At 66.2% G+C, this 19,750-nt stretch carries 19 protein-coding genes; 10 read left to right on the plus strand and 9 right to left on the minus strand.

Annotated elements, in window-relative coordinates:
• Positions 1-26 precede the first annotated feature (26 nt).
• From glmU to pth, 7 genes are all read left to right on the plus strand, one after another.
• On the plus strand, positions 27-1,520 hold the full coding sequence (gene glmU / locus A5782_RS04015) for a bifunctional UDP-N-acetylglucosamine diphosphorylase/glucosamine-1-phosphate N-acetyltransferase GlmU (protein WP_067095503.1): 1,494 nt from the start codon (positions 27-29) through the stop codon (positions 1,518-1,520).
• A 94-nt stretch (positions 1,521-1,614) separates the two neighbouring features.
• Positions 1,615-2,595 carry a ribose-phosphate diphosphokinase gene (locus A5782_RS04020; protein ID WP_067095506.1) on the plus strand — a complete coding sequence of 327 codons (981 nt, stop codon included), beginning with the start codon at positions 1,615-1,617 and terminating at the stop codon, positions 2,593-2,595.
• The gene (gene arsC / locus A5782_RS04025) at positions 2,596-2,952 is read left to right on the plus strand and encodes an arsenate reductase (glutaredoxin) (RefSeq protein ID WP_067095509.1); all 357 of its coding nucleotides are present in this window, start codon (positions 2,596-2,598) and stop codon (positions 2,950-2,952) included.
• Entirely contained in the window at positions 2,949-3,605 is a 657-nt protein-coding gene (locus A5782_RS04030) for an LpqN/LpqT family lipoprotein (RefSeq protein WP_067095511.1), read from the plus strand. Before arsC ends, A5782_RS04030 begins: the two co-directional genes overlap by 4 nt.
• Before the next feature lie 228 nt (positions 3,606-3,833).
• Entirely contained in the window at positions 3,834-4,703 is an 870-nt protein-coding gene (locus A5782_RS04035) for an oxidoreductase (RefSeq protein ID WP_067095514.1), read from the plus strand.
• 354 nt (positions 4,704-5,057) lie between these two features.
• Positions 5,058-5,726, plus strand: a complete 669-nt coding sequence (locus tag A5782_RS04040) for a 50S ribosomal protein L25/general stress protein Ctc (protein WP_067095517.1) — start codon at positions 5,058-5,060, stop codon at positions 5,724-5,726.
• 12 nt (positions 5,727-5,738) lie between these two features.
• A complete protein-coding gene (pth, locus tag A5782_RS04045; protein ID WP_067095518.1) occupies positions 5,739-6,314 on the plus strand; it encodes an aminoacyl-tRNA hydrolase in 576 nt (191 codons plus the stop codon).
• A gap of 17 nt (positions 6,315-6,331) precedes the next feature.
• On the opposite strand, the gene A5782_RS04050 is transcribed toward pth, so the two are convergent.
• The 5 genes from A5782_RS04050 to A5782_RS04070 form a co-directional block, all read right to left on the minus strand.
• Complete coding sequence (locus A5782_RS04050) at positions 6,332-7,966, minus strand: fatty acyl-AMP ligase (protein WP_067095522.1); 1,635 nt, start codon at positions 7,964-7,966, stop codon at positions 6,332-6,334.
• A 337-nt stretch (positions 7,967-8,303) separates the two neighbouring features.
• Positions 8,304-9,260: a 4-(cytidine 5'-diphospho)-2-C-methyl-D-erythritol kinase gene (locus tag A5782_RS04055; RefSeq protein ID WP_067095525.1), complete on the minus strand. Its 957-nt coding sequence runs from the start codon at positions 9,258-9,260 to the stop codon at positions 8,304-8,306.
• 59 nt (positions 9,261-9,319) lie between these two features.
• Positions 9,320-10,273, minus strand: coding sequence for a 16S rRNA (adenine(1518)-N(6)/adenine(1519)-N(6))-dimethyltransferase RsmA (rsmA, locus tag A5782_RS04060; protein WP_067095528.1), 954 nt, complete (start codon positions 10,271-10,273; stop codon positions 9,320-9,322).
• Positions 10,237-11,364 (minus strand): resuscitation-promoting factor, encoded by a 1,128-nt coding sequence (locus A5782_RS04065; RefSeq protein ID WP_197694095.1) that lies wholly within the window; start codon positions 11,362-11,364, stop codon positions 10,237-10,239. Before A5782_RS04065 ends, rsmA begins: the two co-directional genes overlap by 37 nt.
• A gap of 146 nt (positions 11,365-11,510) precedes the next feature.
• Complete coding sequence (locus tag A5782_RS04070) at positions 11,511-12,353, minus strand: TatD family hydrolase (RefSeq protein ID WP_067095535.1); 843 nt, start codon at positions 12,351-12,353, stop codon at positions 11,511-11,513.
• A 33-nt stretch (positions 12,354-12,386) separates the two neighbouring features.
• On the opposite strand from A5782_RS04070, the gene metG reads away from it, so the two are divergent.
• Together metG and A5782_RS04080 are read left to right on the plus strand one after the other, a co-directional pair.
• Positions 12,387-13,943: a methionine--tRNA ligase gene (metG, locus tag A5782_RS04075; RefSeq protein WP_067095538.1), complete on the plus strand. Its 1,557-nt coding sequence runs from the start codon at positions 12,387-12,389 to the stop codon at positions 13,941-13,943.
• 214 nt (positions 13,944-14,157) lie between these two features.
• Positions 14,158-14,520, plus strand: a complete 363-nt coding sequence (locus A5782_RS04080) for a PAS domain S-box protein (RefSeq protein WP_067095541.1) — start codon at positions 14,158-14,160, stop codon at positions 14,518-14,520.
• 17 nt (positions 14,521-14,537) lie between these two features.
• On the opposite strand, the gene A5782_RS04085 is transcribed toward A5782_RS04080, so the two are convergent.
• The 4 genes from A5782_RS04085 to A5782_RS04100 all read right to left on the minus strand — a co-directional run bounded on the left by A5782_RS04085 (position 14,538) and on the right by A5782_RS04100 (position 19,239).
• A complete protein-coding gene (locus tag A5782_RS04085; RefSeq protein ID WP_067095545.1) occupies positions 14,538-15,590 on the minus strand; it encodes a polysaccharide deacetylase family protein in 1,053 nt (350 codons plus the stop codon).
• A 13-nt stretch (positions 15,591-15,603) separates the two neighbouring features.
• Positions 15,604-17,610: a hypothetical protein gene (locus A5782_RS04090; RefSeq protein WP_067095548.1), complete on the minus strand. Its 2,007-nt coding sequence runs from the start codon at positions 17,608-17,610 to the stop codon at positions 15,604-15,606.
• Between the two features lie 115 nt (positions 17,611-17,725).
• Positions 17,726-18,436 (minus strand): TetR/AcrR family transcriptional regulator, encoded by a 711-nt coding sequence (locus A5782_RS04095; protein WP_067095551.1) that lies wholly within the window; start codon positions 18,434-18,436, stop codon positions 17,726-17,728.
• 125 nt (positions 18,437-18,561) lie between these two features.
• Positions 18,562-19,239: a TetR/AcrR family transcriptional regulator gene (locus A5782_RS04100; protein WP_067095554.1), complete on the minus strand. Its 678-nt coding sequence runs from the start codon at positions 19,237-19,239 to the stop codon at positions 18,562-18,564.
• 363 nt (positions 19,240-19,602) lie between these two features.
• Between A5782_RS04100 and A5782_RS25965 the strand changes: the two genes are divergently transcribed.
• Positions 19,603-19,749, plus strand: a complete 147-nt coding sequence (locus A5782_RS25965; protein WP_156623784.1) for a hypothetical protein — start codon at positions 19,603-19,605, stop codon at positions 19,747-19,749.
• Position 19,750: the final 1 nt, after the last annotated feature.

The raw sequence follows: 19,750 nt of genomic DNA on the forward strand, positions 1-19,750 counted from the left end.
GCGGACAAACCCGAAGAGGAGGGGTGATGTCGTCTCCTGGTGACACCGCGGTCCTGGTGCTGGCGGCCGGGCCCGGCACCCGGATGCGGTCGGACACCCCGAAAGTCCTGCACACCATCGGTGGGCGCAGCATGCTGTCCCATCTCCTGCACGCGATCACCAAGGTGGCTCCCCAGCACCTGGCCGTCGTTTTGGGCCACGACCACGAGCGCATCGCACCGCTGGTCGCCGACTGGGCCGACGCCCTGGGACGTCCCATCGACGTGGCGCTGCAGGACCGTGCCCGCGGCACCGGCGACGCGGTGCTGTGCGGCCTGTCCGCCTTGCCCGCCGATTACGCCGGGGTGGTGGTGGTCACCTCGGGCGACACCCCGCTGCTGGATGCCGACACCCTGGCCGACCTGATCGCCGCCCACAGCGCGGCGCCGGCCGCGGTCACGGTGCTGACCACCACGCTGAGCGACCCCAGTGGCTACGGCCGCATCCTGCGCACCCAGGACAACGAGGTCATGGCGATCGTGGAACACGCCGACGCCACGGCCTCGCAGCGCGACATCCGTGAGGTCAATGCCGGCGTCTACGCCTTCGATACCGAGGCGCTGCGCTCGGCGCTGAACCGGTTGAGCTCCAACAACGCCCAGCAGGAGCTCTATTTGACTGACGTCATCGCCATTCTGCGCGGCGACGGCCTGGCCATCCACGCCCGCCATGTCGACGACAGCGCGCTGGTGGCCGGCGTCAACAACCGCGTCCAACTCGCGCAGCTTGGTGCCGAACTGAACCGCCGCATCATCGCGGCCCACCAGATGGCCGGCGTCACCGTCGTCGACCCCGCCACCACCTGGATCGACGTCGACGTCACCATCGGTCGCGACACGGTCATCCATCCGGGGACGCAGCTGCTGGGCCGCACCCAGGTCGGCGGGCATTGCGTCGTCGGCCCGGACACCACCCTGACCGACGTCAGCGTGGGCGACGGTGCCTCGGTGGTGCGCACACACGGCACGTCGTCGTCCATCGGTGCCAGCGCGACCGTCGGCCCGTTCACCTACCTGCGGCCGGGCACCGTGCTGGGAGACGACGGCAAGCTCGGCGCGTTCGTCGAGACCAAGAACGCCACCATCGGCACCGGATCCAAAGTGCCGCATCTGACCTACGTCGGGGACGCCGACATCGGCGAACACAGCAACATCGGCGCGTCCAGCGTGTTCGTCAACTACGACGGCGAATCCAAACGGCGGACCACTATCGGCTCGCACGTGCGCACCGGCTCCGACACCATGTTCGTGGCGCCGGTGACGGTCGGCGACGGCGCCTACACCGGAGCCGGCACGGTGGTGCGCAACGACGTCCCGCCCGGAACGCTGGCGGTATCCGCGGGTCCACAACGCAATATCGAAGGTTGGGTGCACCGCAAGCGCCCCGGCAGTGCCGCCGCCCAAGCGGCCCAAGCCGCCGAGAAAGCCGCCGGTCAGACCCCTGCGGCCGGCACGGCGCCAGAAGCCGAACAGACACCGTGAATTTGGTAGCTGGCAACCCGGCCACATTTCCGTACGATTCGCTTCGTACGATGGGGCCTTCCATCCCCCACCCCGATTTGGCGAGGGCAGTGCGTTGAGCCACGACTGGACCGATAACCGCAAAAATTTGATGCTCTTCTCCGGCCGTGCGCATCCGGAGCTGGCCGAGCAGGTGGCCAAAGAGCTCGACGTCCACGTGACCGCACAGACCGCGCGGGAGTTCGCCAACGGCGAGATCTTCGTGCGGTTCCACGAATCCGTTCGCGGCTGCGACGCGTTCGTCCTGCAGTCGCACCCGGCGCCGGTCAACCAGTGGTTGATGGAGCAGCTGATCATGATCGACGCCCTCAAGCGGGGCAGCGCCAAGCGGATCACCGCGGTCGTGCCGTTCTACCCCTACGCCCGGCAGGACAAGAAGCACCGCGGCCGCGAACCGATCTCGGCCCGGCTGGTCGCCGACCTGCTCAAGACCGCCGGCGCGGACCGAATCGTCACCGTCGACCTGCACACCGACCAGATCCAGGGCTTCTTCGACGGACCCGTCGATCACATGCGCGGACAGAACCTGCTGACCGGGTACATCCGCGACAACTACCCCGACGGCAACATGGTGGTCGTCTCGCCCGACTCCGGCCGGGTGCGCATCGCCGAGAAATGGGCCGACGCACTCGGCGGCGTCCCGCTGGCCTTCATTCACAAGACCCGCGACCCGAAGGTGCCCAACCAGGTGGTGTCCAACCGCGTCGTCGGCGAAGTGCATGGGCGGACCTGCGTCCTGATCGACGACATGATCGACACCGGCGGCACCATCGCCGGCGCGGTGAAGCTGCTGCACGACGACGGCGCCTCCGACGTGGTGATCGCCGCGACGCACGGTGTGCTCTCCGATCCGGCCGCCGAGCGGCTGGCCGCCTGCGGCGCCCGGGAAGTGATCGTGACGAACACCCTTCCGATCGGCGAGGAGAAGCGTTTCCCGCAGCTGACGGTCCTGTCCATCGCGCCATTGCTGGCCAGCACCATCCGCGCCGTCTTCGAAAATGGTTCGGTCACAGGGCTATTCGACGGAGACGCCTAGATGGCTGCTAAGGCAGACCAAGCCGTTATCTACCACAACCCACGCTGCAGCACCTCGCGAAAGACGCTGGACTTGCTGCGCGACAATGGCTTTGAACCCAAGGTTGTCGAGTACCTGAAGACACCGCCGTCGCGCAGCGAGCTGGTGAAGATGATCCGCGACGCCGGCATCGACGTGCGCACCGCGATCCGCAAGCGTGAGTCGCTGTATGACGAGCTCAATCTCGCGGACGCGACCGATGACCAGTTGCTCGACGCCATGGTCGAACACCCCATCCTCATCGAACGACCCTTCGTCATCACCCCCAAGGGTGCCCGGTTGGCCCGCCCGATCGACGCGGTCCGCGAGATTCTGTGATTCGGCTCGGCAACTGCGCGGTCGTCGCCGCGATAGTTGCGGTGGCGTTCTCCGCTGGCGGCTGTGCTCCGAAACCGCCTGATTATCAATCGATCTTGTCCAAAACTTCGACGGCCGCCACCACCACGGCGACGGAGAAGCCGGTCCCCCTATCGCAGTATCTGCAAAGCATCGGAGTGACCGGGCAACCCGTGGCACCGGGATCGCTGCCCGATCTGACGGTGTCGATACCGACACCGCCGGGCTGGTCGCCGTTCACCAGTCCCAACATCACCCCGCAAACCCTGATCATCTCCCAAGGCGGCAAATTCCCGACGGCGCGGCTGGTGGTTTTCAAATTGACCGGCAATTTCGACCCGGCCCAAGTCATCAAGCACGGCAACGACGATGCGCAACTGTTCGAGAACTTCAAGCAGCTGGACGCCTCGGGCGCGCCCTACAACGGATTTCCCTCGTCGATGATCCAGGGCAGCTACGACATCGACGGCATGCGGCTGCACAGCTGGAACCGCATCGTCATCCCCACCGGATCACCGCCGGCGCACCAGCGCTATCTGGTGCAGCTGACCATCACCGGCCTGGCCAATCAGGCGGCCGCACAGTCGACCGACATCGACGCGATCATTCACGGATTCGTCGTCGCCGCAAAGTGATTCAGGCGCGACGACCTGCTTCCTGCACGAGCTGGAAACGGGACGTCAGGCCGAGTTTGGCATACACACGGCGAGGCTGCACCGTGTGGGGCGAGATGAAAAGCCGCGTGCCGATGCCTTTGTTGTTCACCTTGCGCGCAGGGAACTGACCGAGGCGCTGCGGTTGATCACCCAGCGCATGCCGGGCACTCGGCGATCCCGCGCGGTTGACGATTAGTGTTGTCAGCCATGACTGGCTGGAGCGCCGCAGATCTACCGTCGTTTGCCGAACGAACCGTCATCATCACCGGCGCCAATAGCGGGCTGGGCGCCGTGACCGCCCGCGAGCTGGCGCGCCGCGGGGCCACGATCATCATGGCCGTCCGCGACATCCGCAAGGGCGAGACCGCCGCCCGTCAGATGGCCGGTCGGGTCGAGGTGCGTGAGCTCGACCTGCAGGACCTGTCGTCGGTGAAGCGGTTCGCCGACGGGGTAAGCCAGGCCGACGTGCTGATCAACAATGCCGGCATCATGGCCGCCCCCTTCGCCCTGACGGTCGACGGCTTCGAGACCCAGATCGGCACCAACCACCTGGGTCACTTCGCGCTGACGAACCTGTTGCTGTCCAAGCTGACCGATCGGGTGGTCACGGTGTCATCGATGGCGCACTGGCCCGGAAGCATCAACCTCGACGATCTGAACTGGCAGAAACGGCGGTACTCGCCGTGGCTGGCCTACAGCCAGTCCAAGCTCGCCAACCTGCTGTTCACCAGCGAGCTGCAGCGCCGCCTCGCCGCCGCCGGCTCCCCGCTGCGCGCGCTCGCGGCCCACCCCGGCTACTCACACACCAACCTGCAAGGCGCCTCCGGCCGCAAGCTGGGTGACACGCTGATGTCGGCCGCGACCCGGGTGGTCGCCACCAACGCCGATTTCGGCGCCCGGCAAACCCTGTACGCGGCATCCCAGGATCTGCCCGGCGACACCTTCGTCGGCCCCCGATTCGGTCAGATGGGCCGCACCCAACCGGTTGGGCGCAGCCGGCGAGCGCGGGACACGGCCACCGCGGCGGCGCTGTGGGCGTTGTCCGAGCAGCTCACGAAGACGAAGTTTCCCCTCTGAGGCCTGTGAGCCACATCGGTCACGGCCGCCACATCAGTGCCCCGCCGGACCAATAGAACGTTGTGCCCGCCTTTGAGCGACAACCCGGGTCCACCCGCCGCACGGCCCGCCAAGCGGCCGCCGATTTGTCGCTCAAAGGCGGGCACACGCAACTTCACCTAGGCGAGTGACAGGTGTGACGCTCGCGCACGCCGCGGGCACTGGATTTCCCCTCCGAGGCGCGGATGCGCTAGCCTGACCGGGCGTCACGGCGAGGGTGGCTGGCTGACCAGCACCGTTATCGACGGAGAACGACGGAATCGTCGCGACCCTGGCCGTGCCCCGAAACACCGGCGAGCACACAGGAGCGACAAGATGGCCAAGCAAGTAGTCAACCAGTTGAAGGTCGCGGTCCGCGCCGAGACGGGCAAGGGTGCGTCCCGGCGAGCCCGCCGCGACGGCAAGATCCCGGCCGTTCTCTACGGCCACGGCGCCGATCCGCAGCACCTGGAGCTGCCCGGCCGCGACTTCGCGGCGGTGCTGCGGCACGCCGGCACCAACGCGGTGCTGACCCTCGACATCGAGGGCAAGGAGCAGCTGGCGCTGACCAAGTCGCTCGACATCCACCCCATTCGCCGCAGCATTCAGCACGCCGACCTGGTGGTCGTGCGTCGCGGCGAGAAGGTCGTCGTCGAGGTCCGCGTCATCATCGAGGGCGAGCCGGTATCCGGCACCCTGGTGACCCAGGACGCCAGCACCATCGAAATCGAGGCCGACGCCATGTCGATTCCCGAGCAGCTGACCGTGTCGATCGAGGGCGCCGAGCCCGGCACCCAGTTCAGCGCCGGACAGGTCCCCCTGCCCAAGGGCGTCACCCTGATCTCCGACCCGGAGACGCTGGTGGTCAACGTGGTCACCGCCCCGACGGCCGAGGAACTCGCCGAAGAGGGTGCGGGCGAGGTCACCGAGCAGGCCGCGGCGTCCGCGGGCGAAGAAGAAGCCGGAGCCGGCGAAGAAGAGGCCGCCGAAGCCGAGTCCGAGTAGGCGGATCACACCGTGGCCGAGCCGTTGCTGGTCGTCGGCCTGGGCAATCCCGGAGACAACTACGCCCGGACCCGACACAACGTCGGGTTCATGGTCGCCGACCTGCTCGCGGCGCGGCTGGGTTCGAAATTCAAGGCGCACAAGCGTTCCGGCGCCGAGATTGTCAGCGGACGCCTCGCCGGGCACTCGGTGGTCGTGGCCAAGCCGCGCTGCTACATGAACGAATCAGGCCGTCAGGTCGGCCCGTTGGCGAAGTTCTACTCGGTGACCCCGGGTGACATCGTCGTCATCCACGACGACCTCGACTTGGACTTCGGCCGCATCCGGCTGAAGATCGGCGGCGGCGAAGGCGGCCACAACGGTCTGCGTTCGATCGTTAACGCCTTGGGCAGCAAGGAGTTTCAGCGGGTTCGTATCGGCATCGGCCGTCCTCCGGGACGCAAAGACCCGGCGGCGTTTGTGCTGGAAAGCTTCAGCGCCGCCGAGCGCGCCGAGGTTCCCACCATCTGCGAGCAGGCCGCGGATGCCACCGAGTTGCTGATCGAACTGGGGCTAGAGGCCGCCCAGAACCGCGTCCACGCCTGGTAATCCGGCGCGATGCCGGACTAGGTGACCAGGTTGACGGACGTGGACCGGCGCAGCTTGCCCGACGGTGTCTTCGGGATGGTTCCCGGACCCAGCACTACCACGTTGCGAGGGCGCACGTCGACCTCGGCCACGACCTCACGGGCGACCTGGTGCTCGATACGGCGCACCTCCGCCTGGTCTTGGAAGGCGTTGGACTCCACGGCCACGGCGAACGTCTCGCGGGAGTGCCCGGCGTCCAACCGCACCGCCACGGCGCAGCCGGGCCGCACCCCCTCGACGCGGCAGGCAGCGCGCTCGATGTCGGTGGGATAGATGTTGCGGCCCGCCATGATGATGACGTCCTTGACGCGGCCGCAGACCACCACGTGGCCCTCCTCGGTCAGGTAGCCGAGGTCACCGGTGTCATACCAGCCGTTCTCGTCCTGGGCCGAGATGAAGCCGCCCATGGTGAGGTAGCCGGGCGTGAGTGATTCGCCGCGCAACTCGATGACACCAACACCGCGGGCGGGCATCACATCGCCGTTCTCGTCGATGATGCGCGCCTCGAGATCCTTCAGCAGCGGGCCGAGCGTGGCCAACCGACGGGTGTTGCCCTTGGCGGACGGCACGGCGCGGCGCAGGGCGGCCAGCAGGTCGGCGTCGACCTCGTCGACGACCAGACCGGCGTTGCACTCGGAGAACGACACGGCCAGCGTGGTCTCGGCCATGCCGTAGGCGGGCAGGATCGCCGAGGGCTGCAGGCCGAACGGCTTGCCGGCGTCGAGCAGGTCCTCGACGTCGGCGGGTTCGACGGGCTCGGCGCCGGACAGCGCGAACCGCAGGGTCGACAGGTCGAAGTCGCCGGGCTTGGCGTTGCGGCGCAGCCGCTTGGCCAACAGCGCGTAGGCGAAGTTGGGCGCCGCCGTCATGGTGCCCTTGTACTTGTCGATGAGCTTGGCCCACAGCAGCGTGTCGCGCAGGAAGTCCATCGGGGTGACCTTGACCAGCTCGGCACCGAAGTACATGGGGATGGTGAGGAAGCCGACCATGCCCATGTCGTGGAAGCAGGGCAGCCAGCTGACCATGACGTCCTTCGTGACGTCGTACTGGGCGCCGATGAACATCGCCTCTGCGTTGGAGTAGATGTTGCGGTGGGTGATCTGCACCGCCTTGGGCGATCCGGTGGACCCCGACGTCAGCTGCATCAGCGCGAGCGCGTCCTCGCCGACCTCAACCGGTTCGATCGGTTCCGCCGCGAGCAGGTCGGCGACGGTGACGACCTGGATGCCCTTCTCCTCGAGGACCGGGATGGCTATCAGGAAGGGCTCCGAGACGACGACGGCCTTCGCCTCGATCATGCCGATGACGTTCATGGTGTCCTCCGCCCACACGGCGAGGTCCGTGCGCGGCGTGGGCTGGTGCAGCATGGTCAGGCTGGCCCCGCGCATCCAGAGGCCCTGCGCAGTAGGCGCGATCTCCACCGGGTAACCGGCGAGCACACCGACGGCGTCGCCGGGTCCGATGCCCGCGGCGGCCAGGCCGCCGGCGATACGGCGGGCGCGCTCGTGGACCTCGCCCCAGGTGTGGCGGACCGGTTCGTGGGGTTCACCGGTGACCATGCCCGTCGCCACGGACCGGGCATTGCGGTACATCTTCTCGGTAAACCTGCTCACAAAATCCTCCTCGGTTCCAGCCCTCGTCCCAATGCCCGGGATCTCATGTTCCGCCCGCTGGGTAACACTTGGCCGCAAGCACCCAAACACAGTTGGGTGGCGGTTAGGTCTCGGATCGGTGATGCGTCCGCGCCCGCCGCGAAGGAGCGGCGGCCGCTCGCTCGATAAGCGCGAAACGGGCCCGAGCAACCTCGTCGGGACCCATGCATGAATCGTCCGCCGGAACGCCCGGCGGACGATGGAATTAAGTGATCTTGCTCAACGCTTCCCGTCACCGCGCATTATCTTAAGCTCCTCTTAGGGACGCGCCAAACTAATGCGCAAAATGGGAAAATATTCACACCTCGGTGGGTGCGGGGACCACACGCGCGCCCGCCACCGGCCCGCTGGCGACCCGCACCGTGCGGCAGACACCCGCGCCGGACACCTCGGTGCCGACGTCGACCGCGGCGCCCGCCGACGAGCACAGGAAGGCACACGTCGGGCCCGAACCGGACACGACCCCGGCCAGCGCCCCGGCGTCCACCCCGGCGCGCAAGGTGCGCCGCAGGCCGGGGTGCAGGCTCACCGCGGCCGCCTGCATCTCATTGCCCAACAGCGGCGCCAACTGCTCGGCGTCGCCGGCAGCCAGGGCCCCCAGCACCGGCCCGGGCGCCGGCAGCCGGGGCGGACTCCCCGCCTCCCGCAACCGGTCCAATTCGGCAAAGACGGCCGGCGTCAGCAGCTCACTGTCGGCGAACGCCAACACCCAGTGGAAGGTGTTGCGGGACAACACCGTCGCCAATTCCTCGCCGCGACCGGTGCCCAGCGCGGTTCCGCCATGCAGCGCGAACGGCACGTCACTGCCCAAGCGAGCGGCCAGCATGCGCAGATCGCGGCGGGGCACGTTGAGATCCCACAGCGAGTTCATCGCGACCAGCACGGCCGCCGCGTCGGCGCTGCCACCGGCCATGCCGCCGGCCACCGGAATGGACTTGTCGATCATGATCGACACATCCGGCGCACGGCCGACGTGTTCGGCCATCAGCTCGGCGGCCTGCCAGGCGAGGTTGCGTTCGTCGGTGGGCAGTTTCTCGGCGCCCTCGCCGACGATCTCGAGCGAGAGCACATCGGCATTGCGGACCGTCACCTCGTCGAGCAGCGAGACGGCCTGGAAGATCGTGTTCAGCTCGTGATAGCCGTCCGCGCGGCGGTCACCGACCGCCAGGTAAAGGTTGACTTTTCCGGGCGCCCGAACGGTGACCGACCCGGTGGGAACCCACTGGGCGGCGGTATTTCCCTCGGACGCTGGCACGGCAGCAGACTATCGCTGCTTTCGCCGAACCACACGCAACGGCGCCCTACGGGCCGCGGTCAGCCGGCGGAGGTCTCCTGCTCGGCCGTCGGTGGACCCGTCCTGCTGGTGGTATGGGCGCGATCCCCGGACCGCTGGAACAACCGCACGAAGTCGTCGATCGAGAGCGTCTCGCCGCGGCGTGCGGGGTCGATGCTGGCGGCCAGCAACCGGTCTGCCGACTCGTTGCCGGATCCGGCCCAGTCCACGAACGCGTTGCGACAGGTCTTGCGCCGCTGTCCGAACGCGATGTCGACCAGTTGGAACACCTGGCGGCGGAAGGCTTCGTCGGTGGGCCACGGCGAGGTCGCGTACCGGTCGATGCGGACCAGCCCGGAGTAGACGCGCGGAATCGGCCAGAAGACGGTCGGCGACACCATGCCGCAACGGCGAACCCGGCCGAAGAAGCGGACCTTGACGCTGGGCACGCCGTACTCCTTGCCACCGGGCTCGGCGGCCAGACGTTCGGCGACCTCGGCCTGCACCATGACCGTCACGACCTGAATGGACGGGAACTCGGCCAGCAAGTGCAACAGCGCCGGAACCGCGACGTTGTACGGCAGGTTGGCGACCACGGCGGTCGGCTGCACGGCCAGCTCGTCACGGCGAAGGGTCAAGACGTCGCGGTTGATCAGCGTCAGGCGTTGGATTTCGCTCGTGGAGTGCTCGGCGATGGTCTGGGGCAGCCGCTCGGCCAGCACCGGATCGATTTCCACGGCGGTGACGGCGGCGCCGCGATCGAGCAATGCCAGGGTGAGTGACCCCAGGCCGGGCCCGACTTCGAGGACATGGTCAGACCGGCTCACCCCGGAGGTCGAAACTATCCGGCGCACGGTGTTGGCGTCGTGCACGAAATTCTGGCCGAGCGATTTCCGTGGCCGAAATTCAAGTTCTTTGGCCAGCCGCCTGATCTCGGTGCGCCCGAGCAGCCGGATGGTCAGCGTGCACCAGCTCTTCCGCTGCACACTGGCCACGCACCCCAACCCTGGCGCTCTCGGGTCACCTCGGCAACGGTGATCTGCTCCTCGCGGGTGGCGAGGTCGGCACGGGAGGCGAACCGCAACCCGCCGTTTCGCTCCCACGTGCCCTGATCGAACTGCACACCGCCGTAATACCCGTTACCGGTGTTGATCGCCCAGTTTCCGCCGGCCTCACAGCCCGCGATCGCATCCCAGATGGAGCCGTCATTGACCGGAGGCACCTCGGTGCCCGGCTTGGTGCCGATGCGGACCACCGAGTCGCGTGCGGGTGTGATCACGGTGTTGGCGATCGGCAGCCGGCCGGTCTCGACGCCGTTGACCGTGGCCACCGAGAAGGTGACGTCCTGCGTGCCCGGGCTGCCCGGATCCTCGACGACCTGGCGGCTCATGTTCATGCCCGGGTCTTCGATCCGGCGGGCGTTGGGTGGCAGCGGGATCCGCTCGGTGACCTGCTGAATCCGGTTGCGGGTCACCTGAACTTCCATCCCGTCGACGATCGGCATCGTCGCGGGGGGGACCACCTGGTCGCTTTCGAGCAGCGGCGCGCCGGCGGCGCTGAGCACGCCGGCGACATTCGGCGCCGCCAGATGCACCGTGCGGATCGCACCGCCGTCGTTGATGCGGACCGTCTTGGCACTGACGACGGGCAGCGCCATCCCGGCCAGCGGGACGCGGCTGCCGCGGTTGGCCGCGGCCGGCGCGGTGTCGGTCATCGCCAGCTGGGCCAGCGCCTCGTCGACGGTGGACGCGGTGGTCCACACCTGTTTGGTGTCATGGCCGTCCAGCGATATCTGCAACGGGCGGCTGCGCCGCAGCACGATCTTGCCGGCGTCGTGCACCTTCACATCAGCGGCGGGATACAGGTCGTCACGCTCGTCGATGACGAAACCGTTCTCTTGCACGACGTCGATCACCCGCGACTTCATGGTGGTCACGTGCATGGCGATTCCGTCGACGGTCAACGTCACCGTCTTGCACACCGAGACCGCGTATCCACCGGCGAATGCCAGGACTACCAGCAGCCCTCCGACAACGAGACGCAACATCGGCGAAGGGTTCTGATGAAGTTTTGTCAATACACTCAACGTGCGCTACCCAACCTCAACGACCACTCATTCAGCAGCAGGTCATAAATTAAGGGCCCGCAGGCCCATACCGTTCGATCACAAGACGGTAACGAACCGGTCACTGTTGGGCAACTCTGACGTGGCGATATCAAACGTCGTTTACGTCACACCGCGACCAATCCATACACCCGTTGCGCATTGCCGGTTGTTATCTCGGCCAGCTCCTCCGGGCGACGATCCACCAGTTCGGCGATCGCCCGAACAGTATAAGGAAGGCAATACGGCTCATTCGCCCTCCCCCGATAGGGATGCGGCGTCAAGAATGGCGCATCGGTTTCCACCAGTAGCTGCTCCGGCGGTATCAACGGGACGGCTTCGCGCAGGGCGTGCGCGTTGCGAAAGCTTGCGGTGCCGGACAAACTCAGCAGCCACCCGGCGTCCACGCAGCGGCGGGCCATGGCGGCGTCCGAGGAAAAGCAGTGGAAGATCACCGCCTCGGGAGCGCCCTCGGCCATCAGGACGTCGAGTACCTCGGCGTCGGCGTCCCGGTTGTGGATCATCAGCGGTTTGCCGCACCGCTTCGCCAGGTCGATGTGCCAGGCGAAGGCCTCCCGCTGCACGGCCGGCTCGGCGCAACCGTCCAGACGCCCGGGCCAGTACAGGTCCAGGCCGGTCTCGCCGACGGCCACCACCCTGGGATGGGCCGTGAGTCGCTCGATTTCGGCGCGGGCGGCCTCGTCGAGCGCGTCGGCGCGGGTCGGGTGCAACGCCACCGCCGCATAGACCCGCGGGTCCCACTCGGCGGCGCGCGTGACCCAGCGCGCCGAGTCCAGGTCGTCGGCGATCGTGACGACCGCGCCCACTCCGACGGCCGCGGCGCGGTCCACGATGGCCCGCACTCCCTCGGGGTCGGTGGCGCCGCACGCGTCCAGGTGGGTGTGTGCGTCGACGAGTGGCCGCAACGGCTCGGGAGCGGGGGGCGGCTGACGTTTGGAACTCACGCGCACACAATAGGGTGCCCACCAATAGAGTTGGGGCCGATGAGGCCCTATTACGTCACCACCGCGATCACCTACCCCAATGGCGATCCGCACATCGGGCACGCGTACGAGTACATCGCGACCGACGCGATCGCCCGGTTCAAGCGGCTCGACGGCTTCGATGTGCGGTTTCTGACCGGCACCGACGAGCACGGCCTCAAGATGGTCGAAACGGCGGCGGCCGAAGGCATTCCGACGGCCGAGCTGGCCCGGCGCAACTCCGATGTGTTCCAGCGGCTGCAGGAGCGGTTGAACATCTCCTTCGACCGCTTCATCCGCACCACCGATCCCGACCACCACGAGGCGTCCAAGGAGATCTGGCGGCGGATGTCGGCGGCCGGTGACATCTACCTGGACGCCTACTCGGGCTGGTACTCGGTGCGCGACGAACGGTTCTTCGTCGAATCGGAGACCAAACTCCTCGATGACGGGACCCGGGTGGCCGTGGAGACCGGCGCCCCGGTGACCTGGACCGAGGAGCAGACCTACTTCTTCCGGCTCTCGGCGTATGCCGACAAGCTGCTGGCCCACTACGAGGCGAATCCGGACTTCATCGCGCCCGAGGTGCGACGCAACGAGGTGGTCAGCTTCGTCTCGGGCGGCCTGCGTGACCTGTCCGTCTCGCGCACCTCATTCGACTGGGGCGTGCAGGTGCCCGAGCATCCCGACCACGTGATGTACGTCTGGGTCGACGCACTGACCAACTATCTGACCGGGGTCGGCTACCCGGACACCGAGTCCGAGCGGTTCCGGCGCTATTGGCCGGCCGACTTGCACATGATCGGCAAGGACATCATTCGATTCCACACCGTGTACTGGCCGGCGTTTTTGATGTCGGCCGGAATCGAGCTGCCGCGAAGGGTTTTCGCGCACGGATTTCTGCTCAACCGTGGCGAGAAGATGAGCAAGTCGGTGGGCAACGTGGTCGACCCGGTAAACCTGATCGACACGTTCGGCGTGGATCAGGTGCGCTATTTCCTGTTGCGCGAAGTTCCGTTCGGCCAGGACGGCAGCTTCAGCGAGGACGCCATCGTCACCCGGATCAACTCCGACCTGGCCAACGAGCTGGGCAACCTGGCCCAGCGGTCGTTGTCGATGATCGCCAAGAACCTGGATGGCGTCGTTCCCGAACCCGGTGACCTGATCACCGCCGACTCCGAGTTGCTCGCGACGGCCGACGGTTTGCTGGAGCGCGTGCGGGCCAATTTCGACTCGCAGGCGATGCACCTGGCCCTGGAAGCGATCTGGCTGATGCTCGGCGAGGCCAACAAGTACTTCTCGGCGCAGCAGCCGTGGGTCTTGCGCAAGAGCGAGTCCGCGGCCGACCAGGAACGGTTCCGCACCGTCTTATACGTCACCTGCGAGGCGGTGCGCATCGCCGCGCTGCTGGTCCAGCCCGTCATGCCCGAATCGGCCGGCAAGCTGCTGGATCTGCTCGGACAGGCGCAAGGTCAACGAGCGTTTGCCGCCGTCGGCACGCGCCTGACGCCCGGCACGGCGCTGCCCGCTCCCACCGGCGTATTCCCCCGCTACCAGGCGGTCGCCGAAGTCGAGTGAGCGAACGGCGTGATGCGAACGAGACGAGCATCCGGCACCGAAAACGAATGAGCCTCGGTCAAAGACCCGGAAAATTCGGTTGAGAATCAAGCGAGTTCGACGACAGGCAATACTTCTGTGCCGCTTTGGACAAATGTGTCCAACATATCTTCTGGCATAGACCATAATCTTTCGTGTGGAACGACGCCAGAACAGGCAACAGAGCCAATCGCCGATGACGACCCTGAAGGAGCTGCCCGCACTGGTTGTGCTGGAGCGGATCCCGGTTCCGGTGCTGGCCATCGGCGATGACGGCAGTATCTTGTTCGCCAACACCGCATTTGCCGACATGATGGGCTACGAACCAGACGAGACGTTGTCGCTGCGATTCGAACAGATCTTCCATCAGGCCCCGGCATCGGATTCGCTGTTGGCGACGGTTCACGCACTGGCGAACATGGTCGTCGAACTGGCGCACAAAGACGGCTCGGTCGTGCGCGCGATGATGAGCAAGTCCGCGTTGCGGCGGGTGGACGACCAGTTCGCCCTCGCGGCGTTCCAGGACCTGACCGAACAGCTCTGGGAAGAAACGCGCTAGCGGCGCCGGGGGCTGCATCAGTGGCTCGCCGCACCGGCCGTCCCCCGCGGCCGCGGCAGACCGCCGGAGACCGTGAGCCGGAAGTAGTCGAAAGAGGAATCGCTACCCACCGCCAACCGCGGCAACGCCAGCGGGTCGCAGAAGCGATCGGCGAATCCCGGTGCGGTGGACAGCGCCCAGCGCACTCCACGGCGACGCAATACGTTCTTGGCCCGGGCGTCGAAATCCTGCGGCCGGCCATTCGGATAGGCAAAAACCGTTGGCATTACGCCGATTTCACGCTCGAGCGCGGCGCACGAATCGGTGATCTCGCGCTCGACCTTGTCGTCGTCGCACCGGGCGAGGATGGGGTGGGTCACCGTGTGCGGATACAGCGTCACCAACGGATCGCCGGCCATTTCGCGCGCTTCGTCCCAGGTGAGCATTCGGAACGGGCCGGCGTCACCGTCGTCGCGATATCCCAGCGCGACCAGGACCTCATCCAGCACCGCGATACGTTGCGCGTCGGCAAGGTTCTTCAACGCCTCGACCGTCGCCGCGTAGACGCTGCCACGCTGGACGTCACCGTCGAGTGAACGCGTTCCCAATCCCAGTGGGGCCAAATCGACTTCGGCTGCCACGGCGCGTGCGATCGCCAGCCAGAGCCGGTCGGGCCACAGGGCGTCGCCGGTGCCGATCGGGCCCGTCGCCAGGAACACCGCCGCGGGCAGGTTCAGGTCACGCAGCACCGGCAGCGCCTGTGTCGCCAGGTTGCGGGTGCCGTCGTCGAATGTGATCGCCATCGCGCGTGGTGGCAATGTCCCGGCGGCCAGGGAAGCGAGGGCCTGCTCGAGTGGAAGGACGTTGAAGTGCCTACGCAGGTACTCCAGTTGGCGGCGGTACAGCGCCACGTCGCTGACATGCCAGCAGGGCGGCGACAGCGGTTGGTCCTCCACGCCGTGGAACATCACGATGGCGAGCAGGTCGCGGTGTCGTCGCCGCGCCAACGCCGGAACCCCGGCGGCACACAGCAATCCGGCCGCGACGTTCTTGATGGCCGGGCGCATCACGACGTCCCTGACTCGTGCCATCGAATGTCAAACGCTATCGGCGCCGCCATGATTCGCGTCTCACGCGCCACAGGATCACCCCTGCACCGACGATGGCCACGACGATCCAACCGGCGCCGAACCACCACAGCCAGTCGAGTTTGGAATGATTTCCGGCTGCTGCGGCGGAAGCACCGGCGGCAAACGTCGGGTGATCAACGGTAACCGGGTCTTGCCCGGGCACCGACACCACCGCAACGCCTTTGAGCCGCTGCCAGTGTTTGTTGTTGTCGCTCTTGAGCCACCTGATCAGCTCGTCGAGTTGTCCGGGTGCTCCGTTGGACGTCGCGATCAGCAGTGACCGTCCCCGGTTGAAAGCCGTTTGGAGAGAGGCGAACCGCAGCACCGGGTCCAACGTGAGCTTGGCAGGCTTGTCACCGGGTCCGACCGCGCTGACCGTGATCGGCCCGCTGGGGCCCGCGGCGACCGGGAGCACCACGTCGGACTGGTTCCATCCGTCGGCGGAAATCAGTAGCGCGGGATCGGCCGAGTCGATCGCCTGTTTGACGCTGGTGACGGTGGTGTCGATCGGTATCGAGCTGATCCGTTGCAGGCCCACCATGATGTCGAGCGCGCGCACGGTGTCGATGAACGAGTGCTCGGCGATGCCCACCTGGACGCGGGGCATCAGGGTTTGGGGCACGGATTGAAAACCGTCGGGCATCGGTGGCGCGGCCGGGCTACTCTCAACCGTGCTGTCGCCGTTGATGTTCAGCGTGAGGAGCTGGTTTCCGGGCCCGGCGGTGTAAAAGTCGCCGCAGTGCCCGACATTGCTCGCAAGATCGAGTACCAACTCGAGGTTGGTGTAGCGCTGCAGCAGCCGGTCTGGCACGTCGATCCAGCGATCGATGGTGCCGTGGCCGTCTGTCGGCCAGTGGTCGATGGTCTCGGGGCCGATCGTTACCGCGATCTGGCCGACGATGTTGTTCGACGTCGGGGTGTAGGACCCCTGCAGATGCACCCGCACCGAATGAATGGATCTGCCGAACCGGGTCTGGTCCACTCCGATCGACACCCGAGGTTGCAGGGAGGTCGAGTTGGCGAAGGGCTGCCCCAGCTCGCGCAGTGAGGCGCTATTACCGGGCAGTTGCACTTTTGGCTTCGGTGAGTCCACCGCGACCTTGGCCGACAGGGCCAGCTCCGACAGGTCGCTGAACAACACGGCCGTGTCCGAATCGTCGGTTCGGTTCAGTGGCCCAGACATCAACAGCCACGGCACACCGGACGAGCCTTGCAGCGAAAGCCCGTTGTCCGGGCCCTCTTTGACGACGATCTGGCGCTCCAGCGATTGCGGCGGGTTCGGGGGCGCGGCCTGGCCTTCCGGCAAGGGCAGCACCACGATGTCGGGAACCTGCTTGCCGTAGTGCGCGGCGGCGGAGGCGGCGAGCTGAATTGCCGTGTCGGACTCGGCGGTCGACGGCGATTGCGGCAGATAGATGCTCAGCTTCCGCAGCACGGGCGGCAAGAAATGCGCCACCGTGGTGGGCGGCAGTTCCGCCCCGCTGTAGGTGACGGTTCCATTGGTCAGACGCAAGGGGCTTTCCTGGTACAAGCAGTATCCGTCCAACGGAACCAGATACGCATGCACGGTTACCGTCAGCCAATTGTCGGTCACCTCCGCTCCGGCCAACGGTATGGCGATCGGTGTCTGATCCGCGGTTGGCAGGTTCAGCCTCGCCAGCGTCCGCTCGCCCTGCGTCACGGTGATCAATCCCGAGCGCAGATTGATCGGCAGTTCGACCGTCGTATTCAGAGCGGTCGGCGTCAGGCCGTGAAGCACCGGGACGGTCAGCTGCTGGCTACTCGTCAGCCCCCAGAATTCCAGGGTGGCGGCGGACCCGACGTCGAGCAGCGACAGGGTCGTCGTCGAGTCCGGCGAGGTGGCCGGGTCGGCGGGCGCACCCCATGATGCCGGAGCACTCATCACCAAGAATCCGACGACACCGGCCAGCGCAATTACTCGGCCGAGAGATTTCCGGTACATCACCGGAACAGTATGCATTGTTGAAAGCGGTTCAACCCCAATAACGGAATCGCCGTCGTGGCGACCGCGAAAAGGTATCTCGCACCATCTCTTCAAGATCCTGCGACGCCGCGGCAGCGGCTCTCACCGGTATCTAATCGGTTTCCGATTCCGCCGCAGCCTGTTCCCGGGATGCCCGGGCCGCGGCGTGGCGCATTTCTTCGCGCCGGAGGAATTGCTGGAAGTAGGGCAGCGACGCCTCCGAGACAACACCGGGGAGCAGCAGGTTCCATATCTGATGTAAGCGCACGGTGGGGTCGCCGATGATGTTGCCGATTCTGCCGTGGCTGGATATCGAGTTGGCTACCAACCGCGCCCCGAATATGGTGCCGATGATCGACGCGCTGAGCACGTCGGGGTCGATTTCGTTACGGAGGTCTCCCTCCTTGATCGCCCGCCGCGCCTCCTGTGCGGTTTCCAGAATCAAGTTGGCGTAGAAGCGCGAGGCCGCTGCGTTGAATCCGCTTAACGCTGTGGCCAATTGCGCGGCCGCCCGGGCCATCTTGTCCGAGCTCAGCACCTCGACAATCGTGAATGTTCCGTGCAGCAGGTTCTCCAGGCCGGGCGACGACGCCCCACAGACATTGCGAAAAGCGCTGAGAAGCGTGTCCGAGCCTTCCTCGATGATGTTCGAGGCCAACGATTCTTTCGAATCAAAATGGTGATAGAGGGCGCCCTTGGTCATTCCCGTCCGCTCGATGATGGTGCTCCATCCCGCGGCGGCATACCCGACGTCACTGAAGACTTCGATTGCGGCATCAAGGATTTTTCGACGAGTGGCTTCAGAGCGAACTTGGCGCGCCATTGTGCACGCACCTCCGGAGTCTCATCGGATGCGCAAATCGCTCATCTGGTTTCACATTGCCCGCAAGACGGCCCACAGTATCAGCCGCCACCGCAACGATCCGACCGTACGAGCGGCCAGCGTCGCTACTTCTCGTCGGCATCCGCTGAACTGGAGTTGATGGCGAGCGCCGCACGCCGACTGAGGAATTGGCGGAAGTACTCGGTGCGGTCCGCCTGCAGAATCCCGGTCAGTAGCAGGGACCAGCACCTCTCCAGGTCCCGCAGGAAGCGCTCGGGCGCGTCAAGATTGCTGGTTTTTCGCAGCCCCATGTGGAGCGAAACCATCAATCGGCCGATGTCCTGCGGGTCGCACTCTTCGTTGATGTCGCCCTCGGTCTTGGCCTGCTCGGCGACTTTGGCCAGGGCTTTGATCCATTGATCGAACAACTTCTCCTGCAGCCCGTCCGCCAGGCCGACGGACTCCATCAGGTTCAGACCCGACCTGACGACGTCGGTCTTGATGTCCTTGATGGCGATCAGATACGAGAAGTCGATCAGGGTCTCGAGACCCGACAGCCCGCGCGTCATCAGGTCTTGCACGGCGGCGGCGCCGGCTTCGGTCTGACCGTCGATGATCGCGACGGCCAACGCGTGCTTCGACTTGAAATGGAAGTACATCGCACCCTTGGTCAGTTCAGCCTCGGCGAGAATGTCGTCGAGGCCTACATCGTGGTAGGGGCGTCGGGCGAACTGATGGGATGCGGCCCGCAGAATCTGTTGCCGGGTCGCGTCCGCTCGTCCGTCAGTCGAATGGGTCGTCATCGCAATCGAGAGTTCGGTTTCCCCATTGTGCGAGTTTTGATGCAAATGCCCAGACCGAGACTGACCCCGCGGGCCGGGTCGCCCGCCGTGACGTCGACAAACGCCTTGCTCATGCAGGGCACAACTACCTCGGTTCTTCAGGGGTGGGAGCGAACACGCACCCCGCGCCGCTCAAGACATGTAGCCCACCCCAGAGGTTAGCAGTCATACGGCTGTCCCTGTTGACGCGCGCGCAAATACCTGAGGCCTACGTCACAGGGTATTGTCAAACTATTGGTATGTTTTGTACGCTATTGTCATATCGTCAGTTTGCAATCAGCCTCAACATCGTCTCGACCGTCTGCACCGCATAAGGGGAAGCACATGTCGTTCGTCACGGCGAACCACTGGTCACAGGGCCCACGGGACCACCAGACCAGGGCTGACCAGCGGATTGTCGACGTATCGACGGTCCACTCCACCTCCTACGCCGCCGGCTCCGCCTCGGCCCGACTGACCACCACGGTCTGAA

The organism is Mycobacterium sp. 852002-40037_SCH5390672, from assembly GCF_001665875.1.
GTDB lineage: Bacteria > Actinomycetota > Actinomycetes > Mycobacteriales > Mycobacteriaceae > Mycobacterium.